We start from the raw sequence: 19,679 nt of genomic DNA, 5'->3' as shown, positions 1-19,679 counted from the left end.
CACCTTCGGTCAATAATACAACTCAAAGACACATGGGACTTATTCTACAGTCCAATCGGCTAATTCAAAACCTTCAACTGCTTTATACCGATCGAATAGGTAATTCCGAAAACGAATGTATTCTTGATAATCGCATTGTATTCCTTCCTTAGCCAACTGTTCAGAAATCATTCCCAAATCCGGCGGACACCCCCAAAGAAAGAGAGCTTTTTTGATATTGGGATTGTTCCTATTATTATGACAAGCGCACTTGCCAAATAATACGGATCTGTCAAAACCGGGTGAAGCCAGCTGTTGCTTACCGCTAACCAACTCGACATTAGGAAAGGGCTGCCCTCTGTAAGCGGAACCCAATAGGATCAGCATAGGATTAAATTGTACTGAACACCCCGTGCACAAGCTATTATCGTACTTTCGAATAGCAATTCCTGTAATACCACGTTTTTTGAATCCCACTGGACCGGTGTCGTCCTCCGTCCAGCCCCAATCATAAATAGTATATTCTTGTTGTTCTAATACCTTTTCCCCTCTAACCTCATAATCTGCCAACTCCAAGCTGTAACCATGACGTTTGGCATAGTATTTAAGATGTTCGACCTCCTTAGCAGAATAACCAAGAATAGCCGCACCTACTAAATCACAGGCAAAGGGATCACGAGAGGCAATAATCAAGTCCTTTCTATAGGCTTTTCCAGTTGGACCCGGACCTTTTTCTAAAGTATAGAGTCCATCAATGATCGTTAAGGCCACCGGCAACTTTTCAATAATTCGTGGGAAAGTAAAAGGAAGATCCTGATCACCCAAGCCGTGGCATGCTTGTTTCGATTTTTTATTGAGGCATCCTTTAAGGTTTTTAATACCTAAAGAAACTTTAGCTTGACTATGAGTCTTTAAAACCGGCACATTGATAATCTTATCTGCTTCAAGAGCATGATGAGCAATATCTAGTTTAAAGCCGTCCTCATACTCAACCGCAACAAATTTTTCTGTATTAAAGTCCACCAGCTTGACTCCATAGCGCTCTTGCAAAGTTTTGTAGCCCAAGGCTTCATATACAGCTGTTCCCTTAGCTTTAACATTAGGAAGTGCTCCTTCGCCAATAGTTAAATCCTTAAAACCATTTTCAGCTAAAATGCGAACTAAAGCATTTATTACGACACTGGTTGTTACAACACCATAAGGAGGGAACGGTAACTTGAAATCCCAGCTGACAATATTCGGTTTTATTAAGATTCTATCATTAACTTTTAATCCTGATAATCCGTCGCAAAGTTTCAAGCTTTCCTGAACCGCTTCGTACACATCAGCAACTTTTATAAGAGAAACAGGGGCTTTTACCATTGTCACTCCTCATTTCTATCTTATTACTATGGCCACAATAGCAAGGTCCCCCGACCTTCTAAAGGCCAGGGGATTAAAAAGCTCCATGTTACTTAAACCCTTTCAAAAACAGTGGAAATTCCTTGCCCACCACCAATACAGGCTGTGATTAAGCCAAATTGAACATCTCTGCGATTCATCTCGTATACCAATTTTGTCGTCAGAATGGCACCTGTCGCTGCAATTGGATGCCCATGGGCAATGGCTCCCCCATTAACATTAACTTTACTCATGTCAAAATGGAGTTCCCTATCCACCGCTAACACTTGCGCAGCAAAAGCTTCGTTGAGTTCGATAATGTCCATATCTTCCAGAGAAAGACCTGCTTGAGCTAATACCTTCCTAGTTGCCGGCACCGGACCGATACCCATGATATTGGGATCAACCCCGGCAACCGCAAAAGTGCGGATTTTAGCCATAGGTTGTAATCCAAGAGCTTTAGCCCGATCAGCAGACATAACAACCACTGCTGCTGCTGCATCATTAACACCTGAACTGTTTCCTGCAGTGACCGAACCTCCCGCTTTAAAAGCAGGACCTAGTTTAGCCAAACCTTCCATAGTGGTTTGCGGCCTAGGATGTTCATCTGTATCAAAAACCATTGTTTTCCCTTTGCCAAGAGGAATGGTCAGGGGCACAATTTGCTCTTTAAAATAACCTGCTTCCATAGCCTTGCCCATCTTTTGCTGGCTGCATAGAGCAAATTCGTCCTGTTCCTGACGGCTGATGTGATATTTATCCGCCAAATTTTCGGCGGTAATCCCCATGGGGGGATTGCCTATTTCATCGGGGGATAACTGAAAACTTCGGAATTTTGGCGGTGTCCTGCTAAAGAAATCTGTGTGTTCCATTATATATGGAGTTAGAGAGCAGCTCTCTGTTCCCCCCGCAAGATAGACCTCTCCCATACCGGCCATAATAGCTTGGGCTGCTAAATTAACGGCATTCAGACCTGAACCGCACTGCCGATCCACTGTTATGCCCGCAAGCTCTATAGGCAAGCCTGCTTGCAGTGAGCATAGATGGGCAATGTTTCCTCCGGCATTTAAGCAATTTCCCATGATAACGTCCTCTATCTCATAGGGATCTAAATCAATACGTTTCACAGCCTCTTTTAATACTTCCGCGCCATAAATATGGGGGGGAATCCTGCCTAGGGTACCTCCCGCTCGACCAATAGGCGTACGAACTGCCGATACAATCACAGCTTCTTTGGGCATTCTTTTTCCTCCTTAAAGGTTCATTACGAGCTTACCGAATTTATCAATCGTAGGTATAAAATCCTTTTTTGGTTTTAACCCCATATTCCCCTTTAGTAAATTTCTCCACAATTAATGGTGAAGGTTTATCTTTAGGATCTCCGGTAGTCTGGTAACGTTCCATGCCTATATAATAAGCCAGATCAATACCAGTCAGATCGACTAAACGAAACGGACCCATAGGATGCCCTAATGCATTAGTTACTGCAATATCAATCTCTTCCGGAGTTGCAATCCCCATATCGGCAAGGAACATAGCCTCAGCATTTAGAGCTGCTAAAATCCGATTCACAACAAAACCATAGATTTCCTTCTTCAGCAAAACACCTGTTTTGCCAAGTTTTCCAGCCAAATCCATGGTAATTTGCGCTGTTTCGGCAGAGGTATGAGCACCTTGGACAACCTCCACCAGCTTCATCACCAAGGCCGGATTAAAAAAGTGCATATTGCAAACCTTTTCCGGCCTCTTAGTGGAGTAAGCAACCTCTGAACTAACAATAAATGAACTATTCGTTGCTAAAATGGCATGAGAAGGAGTTATTCTATCAAGGTCAGCAAAAAGCTTCCGTTTAACCTCTATTTTTTCGACAGCGGCTTCGATGACATAATCTGCATCTCCAGCTGCTTCTTCCAGCTTATTGCTAAAACTGAGATTGGCTAGGGCCATATCTGCTTGTTCCTGCTTCATTTTTCCTTTGGCAACACGTTCCGGAAGATAACCTTTGGCAAAGCTTTCAGCCTTATCTAACATTTCCTGACTAATATCAGTACAGGATACCTGATACCCGGCCAAGGCACAACACACTGCTATTTGATGGCCCATGTTTCCGGCTCCAATTACACAGATCTTTTTAATGTCCTCTAACTTCATAATAAGCGCCTCCAAAAACAAATTAATCCAACACTTTATAAATAATCTCTTCAAGATTGATCCTTGGACGTTGAGGTGGATCTTGATTCGGATAACCTACGGGCAACAATGCTGTAATAACCAGGTTATCCGGCAGGTCCAGGATCTGAGCGATTTTTTTGGCTTTCATTAATTGAACCCAGCACGTGCCCAGGCCCAAAGACACTGCCCGTAAGGCAATATGCTCTATAGCCAGTGCAACATTCAACATGGCATGGGGTATAAACCCTTTTAAGGTATTCTCATCAAGCTGCTTATCAATATTAGGATAATTATCAAAAGCATCCGGCCCAAATACTCCTGCGTCTACTAACTCCTGAACCCTTTTTCTGGTGTTATTGGCATATGAAGAAAGATCCGCACAACAAACAAGCAAAATAGGAGCTTCACTTAGGAATCTTTGATTAAAGGCTGCATTTTGGATTTGTTCTTTTATCCTTTGATTCTTCACAACGACAAATCTCCACGGTTGATGATTGGTACCAGATGGGGCTAAACGAGCAGCCTCAAATAATTCTTGCAGTAAATCGTCCGGTACGGGATCCGATTTGAATTTTCGAATGCTTCTCCTCTTTAAGAGTGCTTCCTTTACATCCAATCGACTAACCACCTTTCAGGCAAAAGCCTTATACTTTTGATTTGGCATTATCACAACCTTGCCCTGTTTTACTAAACGACCCAGGTGTTTTCCAATCATGACCTCTTCAAAATGCCGGTATAGGTTTTGAGGTTCGGGATAGTGATCATAGATAATGTTTTTTTTCAATAATTCTTCTTTCATCATAGGTGTTCGTATGTTTTGTATAATCTTCTCATCTCTGAAATCCATTATCTCTTTGTATTCTTGAAGTCTTTCGGGGATATTGTCTGAAATGATCTCGGAATGACTGGAAACTATTACTTTGGGCTTTAACTCTATCAACCGCCTGATAGAGCTGTGAAACTCCTCCAAACTCGAACTTGAGTTTCCATAAAAAGGACCAAAGGGGGACAGATCAATATCTCCTGAAAACAAAATACCTGTCCTTGTTTCAAAAAGAGAGATGTGCCCAGGGGTATGACCGGGGGTATGAATGACTTGAAATGCTACATCTCCAAAATCCAAAATTTCCCCATCCACAAGCTCTCTCTCCACCGCTCGCCCCTGCATGCCTCGCGGAAAGGGATAGCCCTCAGGAAATTCAGGAGCATGTTTAATGCCTGTGTAATTAAAAAACTCCTCAGGACTGCGCAGAGCCGGTGCATCAAGATGATGGGCCCAAACCTTTGCTTTTGGAAAAAACTTATTTCCAAAGGCATGGTCCAAATGAAAGTGTGTATTAATAATGACATCCACATCACCGGTTTTCAGTATTTCTTCCCGGCGGCTTTGACCAAACCCAGCATCGACAAGGACTCTCAATTCCGAATTAATCAATAAACCGTTACTGTAAGGGAATCGTCCTTTATGCTCTCCGGGTACAAAGAAAAGTTTTGGCAGCAGCTCAATAAGCATTTCTTTCCTCATTTTTCCAACCCACTCAATCCTCTGTCACTCAGATAATTTTTACATTTTACACATCACTGCATAGGCCATCGCCTAATAACAGTTCAACTTAACCCTTAAAAAGCATCTTCCGGCATGTCAATGGCTGACATGTCAGCATCTTTAATAACTCGGACAGTAGCCATAACATCCGGTAAAATATTATGCACATAAAATTTAGCGGTTTGAATTTTGCCGGAAAAGAATACGTCCTTTGTCCCTTCATTAATTTTTGCACTGCAGATTAAAGCCTGCTGCATCAACAAGTAAGCGGCATATAATTCAGCTGTGATCCGCAGAATTCTCGAGCTGTACAAAGGTACCATTCTGATATCACTTTTAAAGTAGCCCAGTACTGTCTTCAACATGCCTATATAAGACTCTAAGGCTTCCCCAAGCAATGCAAATTCAGCAGCAAATTCGGTATTTTCTTTATTGACTTCCAGGAATGCACCAATGGCTTGTAAAAACTCTTTAAAGATATTGCCATTATCAAGATTCCATTTACGGCCGACAAGATCCATAGATTGAATAAAGTTAGTGCCTTCCCAAATCGAGTAGATTTTGATATCTCTGGCACACTTAGCAACGGGATACTCTTCTGTAAAGCCGTAACCGGCAAAGACTTGAATTGCTTCCGTAACCATAAGCCAACCTTGGTCAGAGCAATAGGCTTTCACTAATGGCGTAATTACTTCAATGAAGCGTTTAGCTTGTTTTACATCTTCAGGCTCCCCTCCGAAATCAATCAGGTCCAAATAATAGTATCCTTGAAAGATCATAGCTCTCATAGCATCTAAGGTTGCCTTTTGAGTAAGGAGCATGCGGCGAACATCTTCGTGTTGAATAATGGGTACTCTCTTCCCTCTCGGGTCCGTGATTGGACGTCCCTGAATCCGCTCTTTGGCATAACTAACGGAATTGTTATAGGCTACAGTTGCTACCCCTAAGGCACTATGACCGGTATCCATTCTGGACCCATTGATCATTTTGAACATTTGCGCCATACCCTCGCCATAACCTTTTTCATTAGGAGGATTGCCCAACAACCAACCAAAGCACTTATCATCATCGCCAAAACTGAGTACTGCAGTGGAAGAACCCTTAAGACCCATTTTGTGTTCAATTCCGACGGTTGTTACATCATTGGAGTCTCCAAGACTTCCATCGTCATTGACCCAGATTTTAGGAACAATAAATAAGGATAGACCTTTGGTTCCAGTAGCCGCGCCATCGATTCGAGCCAATACCAGGTGGATAATGTTTTCAGTCAGATTATGATCCCCACCTGTAATAAAGCATTTTGTTCCTTTTATTTTAAATAAATGCGGATTATCCGTTGGATATGCTTTTGATGTCATATCCCCAACATCCGAACCACCTCCAGGTTCTGTTAAGCACATTGTGCCTCCCCAGACACCTGCAAACATATTAGAAGTATAGAGCTCCACTTGTTCTTTAGAGCCAAATGCTTTAATTACAGATGCAATGCCGCCCGCTAAACCCCAGTAAGGTGTTATTGAGGGATTTGCTGCAATCATAAATTCACGAACAGATTCACTGAGAATTTCAGGCAAAGTTCCTTCCCCATCTACGTCCTTGTTGCTTCCGCCCCAGCCGTTTTCTTCAACAAACTTCCATGCTTTATGGAAAGAAGGCGGAACAATGACTTTTCCATCAACAAATTTGGCTCCAATTGTATCACCATCGTCGTTAGTAGGAGCTACAACATCTCTGCTCATTTTCAGTGCTTCATCAAGGATTGAATCAACGTCATCAATACTCAGATAATCCCTGAAACGCTTTAAATTGAGGATTTTTCTTCCATCTAACCATTCTTTAATAATAAACTTGTTATCACGATTGCTGTAAATATATTTGCTTGCCAAAAAAACACGTCCTTCTCTCATTATTCTTAATTATTAGATCCGTAATTTAGCTAATGCTCACCTCACTCAGTCAGATTCTTAAATTTGCCTATTTACTTAAATTTCTGCAAATAAGTTGCTTACTCTCTATTACAAAAACCATGCCAACTGTAAAAAAACTCTGCAACGAATGTTTATTAGGATCTTTCAACTCTGATAGAATCTAAAGTTTATAAGCTTTTATGCATGGACGAACAACTACTTTAATTCCAAATAACAAGCTCAAACCTGTATGGAATTGAAACAGATCATAAATTTATTCCTTGTTTTCCAGTATAGTTACCATACATTTTCCGAAGGATCTCTTCAGCTTAGTCGACATAGTCATACTGAAAAACCACCTGCTTCAAAAGCAGGTGGTCTCATTAAGATAACCCTGATTCAAATTACAAGGCAAGTAAATCCTTGATGACCTCCGGTACTTCAAAGGGCAGTTCGACAACTTTAGCCCCTGCAGCAGTGAGAGCCTTTACTTTACCCTCATAAGTTCCCTTACCTCGTTCAATGATAGCCCCAGCATGCCCCATTTGCTTGCCCTGAGGGGCGCTCTTCCCAGCAATATAGGCGACAACAGGTTTGGTCATCTCAGTAATATAATTTGAGGCTTCTTCCTCAGCATTGCCACCGATTTCTCCAATTAACACAACGGCTCGGGTTTCCGGGTCTTGCTCAAATTTTTTGAGGACATCAACAAAAGTCAGACCGACGATGCGGTCACCACCCATGCCCACCACCGTTGTCTGCCCAATATTCCGGGCAGTGAGATTCCCTACAATTTCGTAAGTCAGAGTACCCGAGCGAGCCACAACACCCACTGGACCCGGAATGAAAAATTGATTGGGAGGAATACCAATTTTACATTTGCCCGAGGAGACAATGCCAAAGGTATTGGGTCCAATGACCACCGAATTAACTCTCTTTGCATAAGAAATGATAGCCATTTCATCATGAACAGGAATATGTTCTGTTACCACTACTACCACTTTAACCCCGGCTTCCAAAGCTTCCAATGCGGCATCTTTGGCCAACGATGCCGGAACAAAGATGACGGACGCATCAATCCGATGATTGTCACATGCAGCGCGAACACTATCATATACCGGTATCCCTCCTATCACGGTCCCGCCTTTACCCGGTGAAGTACCGGCAATCACTTTTGTACCATAAGCCAACATCTCCTTGGCATGAAAAAACCCCTGTTTTCCTGATACTCCTTGAACTAAGACATGCGTAGTTTCATCAATCAATATAGACAAAGCAATCTCCCCCGTCCTATATGCTCTCCGATACCCATCCCACTAAGGCAAAACTTCATCTTTCTATTCAAATCCCTTACTGTGCCAGCTCCACAGCTTTCTTAATGGCATCCTGCATGAAATCATAAGCTTCAATTCCGGCTTCCTTAAGAATTGCTCTGCCTGCCTCTTGGTTAGTCCCCACCAAGCGTATGACAACAGGAACTGGAATACCCACAGTCTCTTTTACCTTTGCCAAAGCTCTTGCAACATCATCACAACGAGTGATTCCGCCAAAGATATTTATAACAATGGTTTTAGGATTTCTGGATAGTATGAGCTCTATGGCTTTTGCAGTACCCTCTTCGCCGGTCCCCCCGCCTGCATCCAGAAAATTGGCAGGTTTTCCGCCATAATAGCTGATAGTATCCAAAGTACCCATAGTGATACCAGCTCCATTTGCCATAACTCCAATATCACCATCTAATTCAACAAAAGAAAGCCCTAAATCATGAGCCGTTTTTTCAGCAGCGGTGCGATTTTCCGCCCTAGGCAAGTTTTTTTGCCGATAAAGTGCAGCATCATCAATAGTCACCTTAGAATCTGCTGCAATGATCTTCTCACCGCTGATGACTAAAGGATTTATCTCTACCAACTCAGCATCAACGTCCTTAAAGATCTTATATAATGTCATAATCACTCTGACAAGTTCTTTACCAATAGGCGTATTAAGCCTTACCCCCAGTCTTCTCACAATATCACTGGCAATAAAGCTTTGCATGCCTAATTCCACATCAATGATCTCCGTGAAAATAAACTCTTCGGCAACCTCTTCAATATCCATCCCACCATGAGCAGAAGCAATGATCACAGGCGTTTTGGTTGCCAGGTCTATGGTAATAGCTAAATAAAGCTCTTTATCAATGTTCAATTTTTCTTCCACAAGCAATTTTTCTACAAAATGCCCCTGTATGGACATTCCCATGATATCTCGTGCGGCAATTCTAACTTGCTCGGGATTATCCGCGAACTTTATCCCTCCGGCTTTCCCTCTCTTCCCTGATAGAACTTGGGATTTGATGACAACTGGAAAACCGATTTCTTCTGCCTGTTGAGCGGCTTGATCAGGATTACTGACCATTCCTCCTTTGGGTACCCTCAGACCAAACCTCGAAAACAATTCCTTTCCCATATATTCGAACATTTTCACTTTCCAGATCTCTCCCTTCTAAATGTCCTTTCCAAATCTCTTAGTGTTTACTTTACATATAGCTGTGGAATCTTAACAAATTGCATTTATACTATTATTAATCTCTGAACGTTTCTAAAACTTTTATTTACTCAAATTATATTTCTAAATAATATTTGCAATTCTCGTGCCAAAGAACTTCCCATTTATTCATCGACACCTAAAGAGAATTTTTAAATTTCTGGCTATCTCCAATGTATGATTTGTATACAGTATGTATATTTACTATACACTAAATCCTGTTTCATTTACTAAACTTTGGATGATAATAAGCTAATTTCGTTTCTATTACTCAAATTCTTCAATGTCTTGGACCTGAATGCCTTTTGGAATGAGGCAAATAGAGGCTTTGCATGCTTGAATATTTTGAATTTTAAAAATTAATTTAATTTTGGCATTGAAGTTGCATAATTGTTATCCACATTCACCCATTTTCAACCCTAGTGGGTGTATACCGGCAGAAGAAAGGAGGCATCTAAATTCTTAATCCTATACTAAATATTAAGGAGGATGAGTAAATGGTTAATCCCCTCAACAAATTGAACATTATCTTTCTAGCTTTATTACTTGTACTTATTATGGCAGCAGAATTAATTTTAGAGCCTCGACACTTAGCAGCCTGGCCCGCATTTTTAATTATGATTTTTTATTTTATGTCACATATGAACATTAAGGAAGCCCCTGCTATTTTAATTGGCAGTGCCTTTGGGCTGCTTAACCTTGTTCTGATTACTTATTGGATGGGTGTCATCGTCCCAATGTTAGGCGGAGATATGACAAAAGTAACAGAGCCCCATACTGCGGAAGCTATGTTTATTGCCAAATTAATCTACATTGCATTATTCGTTGCTCTAATTGTATTTTTAAAAGACATTATTCCTTGGGTATTTAATAACTACGCCTTTATGTGCTTTACCATAGCCGGTGCGGTATCCGGCGGTTATACCACTGCTGCTATTGCAGCCCATACGGTAGCCGGTTACGCTAATGCAGTTGCTGCAGCAGGCGATAATCCTGAAGCAATAGCCGCTATGAAGGAAGCGACGGAAAAAGCGATAGCCGCTACTGTGCCAACAGTAAATGTATTTCAGTGGATTGGAATTGAACTGGTAGTAGGATCAATATTCATTGTAGGAATTTATGGCATAGGCCAACTATTAGCAAAACTAGCGGGAGCGCCTCCTGCTAATACCGATATACACGGATAAGCCCCCTCGAAGGTAAGCGCTCACAAATTAAACTAACTAAAATTAAGTGGGCGCTTGCTTTTAACTAACTAATCAACTTGAAAGAGGCGTTTTCAATGGAGAAACCCCTAGAAAATGATTCCCTAAGCGAGGATAAATACTTTGATATGATCGGAAAAATGGCCTTGTTGTTCCATAAAGTTATTCCAATCGAAAACACGGTCATCGTTACGGACACTAAAAAATTCCGTCATTATTTTATGGGCTCAGAAGCAGTTGTCAAAGAATCGGATTTAATCGGGAGCCCCATTCCTGCAAAGGGACATATACCCATCGCTTTAAAAACAGGCGCTAATAAAACAGGCATTATACCCAAAGAACAATATGGAGTGGCCTTTAAGTCTTCGACCGTACCTATCAGAGACTCCTCCGAAGGGATTATCGGAACGTTAACTTTAGCCCTTAGCTTGAAAGGTCAAACTGCTCTACAAGAGATAACTGAGAATATCACATCTTCAGCTGAACAGCTTTCTGCGACAACAGAAGATTTAGCATCCTCAGCAGTATTGTTATCCAATAATGTTTCTGAGGTATTAAATGAAACTCATGATATTTTGAGTTTAATAGAGAAAACGAATGACATCCTGGATTTTGTGAATAATGTAGCAACAAATTCTCGGCTTTTAGGACTCAATGCTGCCATTGAAGCAGCCCGAGCCGGAGAATTCGGCAGAGGCTTTGCGGTTGTAGCCGATGAAATTCGCAAAATGGCTGAAAACAGCGCTAATTCTGTTAATGATACCAAAAAGCTCATATCCTCTATTAATTACAAAATCAATCATCTTATGGAAAAAACCAAAGAATTAAATGATGTCGCCGCTACTCAAGCCGCAGCTAATCAAGAAATGACCGCCGCAATACAAAGTTTTTCTGCAAATACCCAAACGATTCAAAAAGTCGCCGAAATCATTTAATGCCCAGGCGACACAAAGGCCACAAAAGACATTTGTCAAATTTGACAAGTGTCTTTATTATCTTGACTTATTTAAACGGGGCAAATCCCAAAACTCTTTCTTTAATGGAACTTCATAAGTGATTTTCGTAAATTGATTTTTATCATAGGTCTCTCCCCGTAATAGATCGACCAGAAAACGTTCACCACTATATTTATCTTCAACAACCACCATACGGCTTGGATTACTTTGCGGTTTTTCCAAAATAATTATCTCCCATCTATGTTAAAAATGTTAAATCATAACTACCTATTTTCTACAATTCGATGCAACTTAAAAGAATCCTTCTAAAATGGTTAATACAAACAGGTAAATATATATTTGCCAATTTGGAGATAATATATAAGATATTTGTCATCAAATGCTTACGGAAAGAGGGTATCTATGCAGAGTTCCTGGATTTCGTTATTACCTTTTGTCGTTGTCATTCCCATAGCACTGCTGACTAAACAGGTTAAACCCGGTTTACTTGCCGGGCTGATCTTAGGAAGTTATCTTTTAAAACCTAATTTATTAGGGGGAATTGAAACTCTAATCGCTTACCTCATTGACAATTTAGTAAAACCCAATAATATCCGGATTATTATCTTTCTCTATGTTTTTGCAGGTCTCATTAATTTAACAAAAATGGCCGGGGGAATCAAAGGCGTAGTCGACCTGGTGGGACGAAAAGTTAAAACCAAACGTTCAGCAATGCTGCTTATATGGCTTTCAACAATTGGAACCTTTAACAATCCTAATTTTAGAATTGTAACCATAGGACCCATTGTAAAGTTGCTTAAAAGAAGATTGCCTCTTTCAATTCCAAAGATCGGTTTTATGATCGAAGTAACGTCAAATCCAGTTGTAGCTATCATACCTGTCGCTACCGCCTTTGTGGGTTATATGGTTTCATTAATTGGAACAGCCTTACGGCAGGTAGGAATTCAGGAATCACCTTACAGTGTTTACATTAGAAGCATACCTTTCAATTTCTTTTCTCTTGTTATTATCGGGATAGGGATATACTATAGTTTTTTCAAAGAAATGCGTAATACTATGCAGGAAAGTTTAGAAGAAAAATCAGAAGCCCAAAAAGAAGAAGAAGAATTACAAAAATGTCTGCAAGCTTATGAAAAAGAAGCCCCCAGTAAACCCATGAATCTGCTCTTTTCCCTTAGCATGGTTTTACTCATGACTCTCTATTTAAGTTGGTTGGATGGATCTTCACGAACAAACACTATTTTTGAAGCCTTCGTAAGGGCAGATGCTCTAAAAGTTATGCTTGAGGCATTGTTTATTACCTTCTTTTTAACGCTGATAATGATTTTCTTACAAGGATATAATATCTCTAAGATCATCTCTACTTTTATTGAAGGAGGCAATGAACTAGTCTCAGTAATACTTATGCTTAGTTTAGTTTGGGCTTTATCGGCAGTATCAGAGGACTTGGGGTTCTCTACCTATATTTCGTCAAGTTTGGTTGGCATAATTCCACAAGCCTTTATTGCCCCTGTTGTCTTTGTTTTGGGAAGCTTTATTGCTTATTTTATTGGTTCCTCTTGGGGAACCTGGGGGTTACTAATGCCTTTGGCGGTAACACTTGCTCATCAAACAGGTACCAATATTAGCCTCGTCATCGGAGCTGTCTTTGCCAGTGGAACATTCGGCGCTTTTGCTTCCCCTCTTAGTGATAACTCTATTACACTCTGTGCCATCCTTGATTTACCTGTCATGATTTATGCTCGGTACAAACTAAAGCCTTCCTTGATTGCTGCCGGAATAACCACGTTTCTTTATAGCTTGGTTGCATTCCTCGTTTAAACTCCATTACCCAGTCCAATCAAATTTCTTGATTAATCCGGTAATTTTGTTAGTGCTCCCTTACTGCCAACAATAACGAGAATATCCTTTTCTTCAATTAAATAGTCTGCCCCTGGAGCAACAACAATGTTTCCATTTTTCTTTTTGATTGCCATTACATTAATTCCATACTTAGCCCTTAAATCTGCTTCACCAATGGTCTTCTTAACAAAACGCGGGGATGCAGTAATTTCAAAAATGCTATGATCCGGCGATAGTTCAATAAACTCCATGACATTGGGGCGAATTAGGTTATGGGCTAAGCGAATTCCCATATCCTGTTCCGGATATATTATTTGATCTGCCCCAATTCTCTCCAGAACCTTACCATGTTGTGACGATTGCGCCTTGGCCACGACTTTAGGTATTCCCATTTCTTTCAGCATCAAGGTTATTAAAATATTTGCCTCTAAGTCATCTCCCATGGCAACGATGGCAACATCAAAATTTCGAACGCCCAACGCTTTAAGAGTCTCTTCTTCACGCCCATCCGCCTGAACCGCTTGAGTTACTTCATTCATTATGGTATGAACTGCCTGTTCATTCTTATCCATTGCCAAAACATCATGACCTAGTTCACTAAGCGTCCTAGCTACACTTGTTCCAAATCTGCCTAATCCAATAACCACAAATTGTCTTCGCATAAAAACCGTTCCTCCTAACCTATCAAGATCCGTTCCTCAGGATATTTTATTTGACCTTGGTTCTTACGTTTCTGGGCGAGTACGAAAGCTAGTGTCAAAGGGCCCACCCTTCCTGTAAACATGGTTATAATAATTGCTGCCTTGCCGGCAACTGATAATGCAGGAGTCAATCCTAAGGAAAGACCCACTGTTCCGAAAGCAGAGGTAACTTCAAAAAGCACTGTCATTAAATCCACTCTTTCTGTCAAGGACAAGATTGAAACGATAAAAAAGATTAATAAAGACGCGGTTGTTGTTATGGCCCACGCTTTTTGAATATTATCTTTTGGTATGGTTCGCCCTTCCAATACAATCCTTGACTCATTGCGATAGGTACTCAAGACCGATAAAATAATTGAAACAAACGTGGTTGTTTTTATCCCGCCTCCTGTAGACCCAGGTGAAGCTCCAATAAACATAAGTACCATCATTGATAGGAGTGAAGTCTCATACATATCATTTAAATTGATAGTATTAAATCCAGCCGTCCTTGCTGTAACAGATTGAAAAAATGCAGCCATAACCTTCGTCCCTAAAGGGAGAGTCCCTAAGGTTTTGGGGTTTGAATATTCAATAACAAAAATAAGAACTGCCCCAAGAACAATTAAACCGCCTGATACTGTCAAGACGATTTTAGTATGAAGCCTGAATTTTTTCTTTCGATTAGATTTAATGTCCGCTAAAACGATAAAACCTAAACCCCCACAAATAATTAAAACCATGATGGTCAGATTTATAATTGGGTCTCCAACGTAACCCGTTAAACTTGAAAAATTCCCCATGATATCAAATCCAGCATTATTAAAGGCTGATATGGAATGAAAGAATCCGAAATAAATTGCCTTACTCCAGCCAAAATCAAAAGACCACCGTACGGACAGAATGACTGCACCTATTAGTTCAATCATAAATGATATAAAAAACACCGATTTAGCTAACCTTACTACGCCCTCTACTGACACTTGATTTAGAGCCTCCTGCAGCAATAAACGCTCCTTAAAGGTTATTTTTTTTCCCATAAGAATTGCAAACATGGTTGCAAAGGTCATGAAGCCTATTCCTCCAACCTGTATTAAAAAGAGGATCACTGATTGACCAAAAAGCGTCAACCCGGTTCCGGTATCTACAACCACCAGACCTGTTACACAAACAGCTGAGGTAGCAGTAAATAGAGCATTTAAAAAAGATAACCCTAAGCCATCGGTCGTTGCTTGGGGCAAAGTCAACAATAAAGTTCCAAGTAAAACTAACACCGCAAAACCAACGACAAGTACTCTAGATGGTGTAAGAAATTTGCTTAATGCGTTCAAATACTTATCCCCCAAAATTTTTCTAACTAATCAACATTCAAATTAAAATCACAGTCCATAAAAACCTTACATCTTAATCTGTCCAAAAACTATTTATCTAAACAGATTTATGAATTGCCACGCGACTCTGATTACGATAATCAAAAGGTGAAGCACTCATTAAAATGGGCATCACCTTTCCCGAAAGAAATTTCATATTAGTTTATTCTATAATAAATTTTCCAAATTGTCCTTGTAATTTTTGCCATCTGAGTTTACACATCCTTCAAACAAATTCAAGTAATTCCCATACCCCTTTTGCGACAATTGATCTTTGGGGATAAAACGCAAAGCAGCTGTATTTATACAATAGCGCAATCCTGTTGGCAAAGGGCCATCTGCAAAGACATGTCCCAGATGGGCATCTGATTTGCTGCCTATAACCTCGGTTCTTCTCATGAAATGACTGAAATCGGGTTTCTCTTTGACTGATTGAGCAGAAATCGGTTTTGAAAAGTCCTTCCTCCCAGCCTTTCGAAACTCCTTGGACATATTCTCCTTAAACTAAGTTTTATCAGAGGAAGGTTAAAGTATGAAAGCTATTACGCTTTCACTTTACATTTTCTGAATTTATGAGATAATTTAAATAATTAGTGAATAGTCATTCATTATAAGTTAGGAAAGGTGTGAGGTAAATGTCCCTCTTGCTAAATCCACAAAATTATTGCAGTCCACAAAAAGATTTATTGTCAAGACGAATTATGGAGAAAACCATTCATTTCTTTGAAGACAAAGGGTTAAAAAGTATAAAAGAGGATGATCAAGCCAGTCGTTGGTATACTGACTTTCTTAAATTCCTTAAACGAGAACAAATTTTTTCTACTCTGCTAACACCCAAGGGATATGGTGCACCCGATTCACGATTTGACCTGTGCCGAGTCTGTGAGTTTAATGAAATCAGCGCCTTTTATTCCTTGTCCTATCAGTACGCTTACCAAGTATCTATTCTTGGGCTTGGACCTATTTGGATGGGAGACAATGAGAAAGCCAAACATTTAACAGCTCAAAAATTAAGAGAAGGAGGCATTTTTGCTTTCGGGTTATCTGAAAAAGAGCATGGTGCTGACCTTTACGGCAATGAAATGTCCCTGACTGCCGCCGGAGACGGCACTTATCTGGCAAACGGCAGCAAATATTATATTGGCAACGCCAATGAAGCTGCCCTCATATCCACATTTGGCAAGTATAAAGACACTCAAGATTATGTTTTCTTTGTAGTTGACAGCCAACACCGTCATTACAAATTAATTAAAAAAATTCCAACCTCCGGAGTGCGCCCGGCATATGTGGGAGAATATGAGCTTATCGATTATCCCATCACGCAAGATGACATCCTCTCAAGCGGCCCTTTGGCTTGGGATTCCGCTCTATCAACGATTAATATTGGAAAATTTCAATTAGGATTTGCTTCCATCGGTATTTGCACCCATGCTTATTATGAAGCACTGAACCATGCCTCTAACCGAGAGTTATATAGAAAAAAAATCACTGATTTTCCTCATATCCAAAAAATCTTTACAGAATCTTACGCTCGCTTAATTGCCATGAAATTATATGCCTTAAGAAGTTTAGATTATTTCCGTTCTTCCTCTGACAATGACAGGCGTTACCTGCTCTTCAATCCTATTCAAAAAATGAAAGTGACAACTCAAGGGATGAAAATAATCGAAATGCTTCTTGATGCCATCGCAGCCAAAGGCTTTGAACAAGATACCTATTTTGAGACCGCCATCAGAGATATTGGCATGATCCCTCGCTTAGAGGGAACAACTCATGTGAATATTGCTCTAGTTATCAAATTCATTAATAATTATTTCTTCAATCCCGTGGAATACCCAAGCATTCCTAAGCGAGATGATGCTGCAGATGATTCCTATTTATTCCGTCAAAAGGCCGGAAAACTCGCTTCTGTTCGTTTCCCCCATTACAGGCTGGCTTACGAAGATGTTAACGTACCTAATGTGCTCGTCTTTTTTGAACAAATTGAACTCTTCCGCTCTTTCTTAGAAAAGGCTGGCCCTACTCAGGAACAAGTAAAAAACATTGACTATATGCTTGCCTTGGGTGAAATGTTCACTCTCATTGTGTATGCACAGTTAATCTTAGAAAATTCAAAGATTTATTCCACCTCTACCCCTTTGCTTGATGAGATTTTCAGCTTTTTAGTCCGAGATTTTGCTCAATTTGCCTTAACTCAGATCTCTAATTATGACAATTCTCTTCAACAAGAAAATTACCTGAAAGCTATGCTGAAAAAACCCATCCTTAACCCGGCAACCGTTAAAGTGCTTTGGGAGAATGAAGTTAAGCCTTTAGTCGGTACTTATCAATAAAACAATTTTATTTAATCCTGCGTAATTTAGTTTGGCTCTTCGATCTTTTTAAGGGATAAACTTTGGGTATCGTCGATTTCTGTCTTTTCTTCTCTGCTTTAAGACGGCGGCTTCTCGACCAAAGAGCAAATAACAAGATAACCCCAACCGCAATTGTTAACGTCAAATAACCCATACACTCACCCCTATGCACATGATTAATCCTTTAAATATTATTAAATATTATTGTCAAAGATTTTCAAATAGTATAAATGAAAAGAACCCTTAAGATTTAATCTCAGGGGTTCTTAGCTTTATCTACTCATATTGAACAGCAGCCCCCACGGTTCCCGGACCAGTATGCACCCCTATGACCGGCCCTACCTGAGTGAAAACTGTCGTGGGAAGTTGAAAGGCAAATTCTAAAGCTTCTTTAAGATAGGTTCCGGCTTTATGAGCAGCTCCATGGGCTACTGCAAGTCTGATTGGTTTTCTGTCTTTTGTTAAATCTTGAAAAGCCTGGACAACGCAATCAATTGCCTTCTTTTGACTATGGGCTTTACCATAAGTATGATATACCCCATCGTCGCCTACCCGAATAATCGGCTTAATATTCAAGAGGGAACCCATAAAACCTTGAACCTTGCCAATCCGTCCCCCTTTCTGAAGATACTCCAAGGTATTTAGAGTGAAGAGAGTCTCTATATTCTTTCTGGCTTTCTTAATGTTCTCAAGGATCCCCTCAACATCCTGACCTTCTTTTATATACTTCGCTACCTCCATGACCATTAATCCTGCGCCCAAGCTAATAGATTTTGAATCTACTAAGTGAATTTTTTCTTTAAACTTTTCTTTGGCCAGGTTGGCAGCATTAAACGTCCCGCTCAAAGCAGTAGAAATATGCACAGAGATTATTTCGTGATATTCCTCTAGTAACTTGCTGTACAGACGACTGAACTCCTCTGGGGTAGGTTGTGACGTTTTAGGAAGGATCACCCCTTCATTTAAACGTTGATAGAATTCCTCACTGGACAACTCCCCATCCATATACTCGCGCTCCCCAAACCTTACTTTTAAAGGTATAACATGGATATTGCAATCTCTTCTTACATGTTCTGTTAAATCAGCGGTGCTATCTGTTACCAGAGCAATCCTTTTCATTCCGAAACCTCCTCTTACCACAACATTCGGTATAATTCCTTAAATCCCTCTAGTTCCATAAAAAAAATTCATTTGAGTCATAGTCTCTTTACTTAATGTAGGACTCTTAACAGAAACACCGTTAAAATATAAACCAGGCCGGAAACAATTCCGGTCTGGTGTTATTCTAATCAATCGCAATATCCCTTGTTACGTAATTTATCTAAATGTTCTTTAAGAATGACTTCTAAATCAATCCCATATTGTTCTTCCAGTACAAACATCATTGTCACAGCAGTCTGAGCCACATCAACCAGTTCCTGAGCAACCTTTTGCATGGCCTCTTCCTCTTCCAATCGTTGTCGTTCCCCGCTTAGTCCTCGAAGTTTGCCTATTGCTTGAGCTAATTCACCAGATTCCTCCATAATTTTTAAGGCAGTACTTTCTAAAGAAGGGTTCAACCGGTTCAAGCGAGGCAGTGTGACCGTTTTCGAAACAAGTTGTTCTTTATATAATTTATTCTTTAGAGCCATTTAATCACGACCTCTCGGATTCTCTTAAACAACAGTCTTACCTGTTATCTGACTGTCAGTAAACTTAATATGATTCATTATACCATGTATTCCAGACATAAATGTAATATTAAAACTCCCCCACCTTCGTGAGG

The 19,679-nt window shown here is 40.2% G+C and carries 18 protein-coding genes; 4 read left to right on the top strand and 14 right to left on the bottom strand.

Features of this window, described 5'->3' with window-relative positions:
* Positions 1-39 precede the first annotated feature (39 nt).
* From DESOR_RS04090 to sucC, 8 genes are all read right to left on the bottom strand, one after another.
* Positions 40-1,341: a DUF362 domain-containing protein gene (locus DESOR_RS04090; RefSeq protein WP_014183343.1), complete on the bottom strand. Its 1,302-nt coding sequence runs from the start codon at positions 1,339-1,341 to the stop codon at positions 40-42.
* A gap of 92 nt (positions 1,342-1,433) precedes the next feature.
* Positions 1,434-2,600: a thiolase family protein gene (locus tag DESOR_RS04085; protein WP_014183342.1), complete on the bottom strand. Its 1,167-nt coding sequence runs from the start codon at positions 2,598-2,600 to the stop codon at positions 1,434-1,436.
* Between the two features lie 43 nt (positions 2,601-2,643).
* Positions 2,644-3,510 (bottom strand): 3-hydroxyacyl-CoA dehydrogenase family protein, encoded by an 867-nt coding sequence (locus DESOR_RS04080; protein ID WP_014183341.1) that lies wholly within the window; start codon positions 3,508-3,510, stop codon positions 2,644-2,646.
* Between the two features lie 22 nt (positions 3,511-3,532).
* Positions 3,533-4,147, bottom strand: coding sequence for a nitroreductase family protein (locus tag DESOR_RS04075; protein ID WP_014183340.1), 615 nt, complete (start codon positions 4,145-4,147; stop codon positions 3,533-3,535).
* Between the two features lie 15 nt (positions 4,148-4,162).
* Positions 4,163-5,056 (bottom strand): MBL fold metallo-hydrolase, encoded by an 894-nt coding sequence (locus DESOR_RS04070; RefSeq protein ID WP_148265225.1) that lies wholly within the window; start codon positions 5,054-5,056, stop codon positions 4,163-4,165.
* Positions 5,057-5,151: 95 nt separating this feature from the next.
* Complete coding sequence (locus tag DESOR_RS04065; RefSeq protein WP_014183338.1) at positions 5,152-6,963, bottom strand: acyl-CoA dehydrogenase family protein; 1,812 nt, start codon at positions 6,961-6,963, stop codon at positions 5,152-5,154.
* Between the two features lie 425 nt (positions 6,964-7,388).
* A complete protein-coding gene (gene sucD, locus DESOR_RS04060) occupies positions 7,389-8,258 on the bottom strand; it encodes a succinate--CoA ligase subunit alpha (RefSeq protein WP_014183337.1) in 870 nt (289 codons plus the stop codon).
* A 76-nt stretch (positions 8,259-8,334) separates the two neighbouring features.
* Entirely contained in the window at positions 8,335-9,447 is a 1,113-nt protein-coding gene (gene sucC / locus DESOR_RS04055; RefSeq protein WP_042330786.1) for an ADP-forming succinate--CoA ligase subunit beta, read from the bottom strand.
* A gap of 557 nt (positions 9,448-10,004) precedes the next feature.
* Between sucC and DESOR_RS04050 the strand changes: the two genes are divergently transcribed.
* Positions 10,005-10,694: a hypothetical protein gene (locus DESOR_RS04050; protein ID WP_014183335.1), complete on the top strand. Its 690-nt coding sequence runs from the start codon at positions 10,005-10,007 to the stop codon at positions 10,692-10,694.
* A gap of 95 nt (positions 10,695-10,789) precedes the next feature.
* A complete protein-coding gene (locus DESOR_RS04045) occupies positions 10,790-11,647 on the top strand; it encodes a methyl-accepting chemotaxis protein (RefSeq protein ID WP_014183334.1) in 858 nt (285 codons plus the stop codon).
* A gap of 57 nt (positions 11,648-11,704) precedes the next feature.
* On the opposite strand, the gene DESOR_RS04040 is transcribed toward DESOR_RS04045, so the two are convergent.
* A complete protein-coding gene (locus tag DESOR_RS04040; protein ID WP_014183333.1) occupies positions 11,705-11,890 on the bottom strand; it encodes a hypothetical protein in 186 nt (61 codons plus the stop codon).
* Between the two features lie 180 nt (positions 11,891-12,070).
* On the opposite strand from DESOR_RS04040, the gene DESOR_RS04035 reads away from it, so the two are divergent.
* Entirely contained in the window at positions 12,071-13,489 is a 1,419-nt protein-coding gene (locus tag DESOR_RS04035; RefSeq protein ID WP_014183332.1) for a Na+/H+ antiporter NhaC family protein, read from the top strand.
* A gap of 32 nt (positions 13,490-13,521) precedes the next feature.
* Here DESOR_RS04035 and DESOR_RS04030 read toward each other — a convergent pair whose 3' ends face one another.
* The 3 genes from DESOR_RS04030 to DESOR_RS04020 all read right to left on the bottom strand — a co-directional run bounded on the left by DESOR_RS04030 (position 13,522) and on the right by DESOR_RS04020 (position 16,052).
* Complete coding sequence (locus DESOR_RS04030; RefSeq protein WP_014183331.1) at positions 13,522-14,172, bottom strand: potassium channel family protein; 651 nt, start codon at positions 14,170-14,172, stop codon at positions 13,522-13,524.
* A 14-nt stretch (positions 14,173-14,186) separates the two neighbouring features.
* Positions 14,187-15,521, bottom strand: coding sequence for a TrkH family potassium uptake protein (locus tag DESOR_RS04025; protein ID WP_014183330.1), 1,335 nt, complete (start codon positions 15,519-15,521; stop codon positions 14,187-14,189).
* A gap of 207 nt (positions 15,522-15,728) precedes the next feature.
* Positions 15,729-16,052 carry a peptide-methionine (R)-S-oxide reductase gene (locus DESOR_RS04020; protein ID WP_052304272.1) on the bottom strand — a complete coding sequence of 108 codons (324 nt, stop codon included), beginning with the start codon at positions 16,050-16,052 and terminating at the stop codon, positions 15,729-15,731.
* Positions 16,053-16,195: 143 nt separating this feature from the next.
* Here DESOR_RS04020 and DESOR_RS04015 point away from each other — a divergent pair, with 143 nt between their 5' ends.
* On the top strand, positions 16,196-17,893 hold the full coding sequence (locus tag DESOR_RS04015; protein ID WP_014183329.1) for an acyl-CoA dehydrogenase family protein: 1,698 nt from the start codon (positions 16,196-16,198) through the stop codon (positions 17,891-17,893).
* A gap of 297 nt (positions 17,894-18,190) precedes the next feature.
* On the opposite strand, the gene DESOR_RS04010 is transcribed toward DESOR_RS04015, so the two are convergent.
* Both DESOR_RS04010 and DESOR_RS04005 read right to left on the bottom strand, forming a co-directional pair.
* The gene (locus DESOR_RS04010) at positions 18,191-19,033 is read right to left on the bottom strand and encodes a DegV family protein (protein WP_014183328.1); all 843 of its coding nucleotides are present in this window, start codon (positions 19,031-19,033) and stop codon (positions 18,191-18,193) included.
* A 170-nt stretch (positions 19,034-19,203) separates the two neighbouring features.
* Positions 19,204-19,545 (bottom strand): MazG-like family protein, encoded by a 342-nt coding sequence (locus tag DESOR_RS04005; protein WP_014183327.1) that lies wholly within the window; start codon positions 19,543-19,545, stop codon positions 19,204-19,206.
* Between the last annotated feature and the right edge of the window lie 134 nt (positions 19,546-19,679).

This window comes from Desulfosporosinus orientis DSM 765 (genome assembly GCF_000235605.1).
Taxonomy (GTDB): Bacteria; Bacillota; Desulfitobacteriia; order Desulfitobacteriales; family Desulfitobacteriaceae; genus Desulfosporosinus; species Desulfosporosinus orientis.
This window is presented reverse-complemented; position numbering and strand designations above follow the sequence as displayed.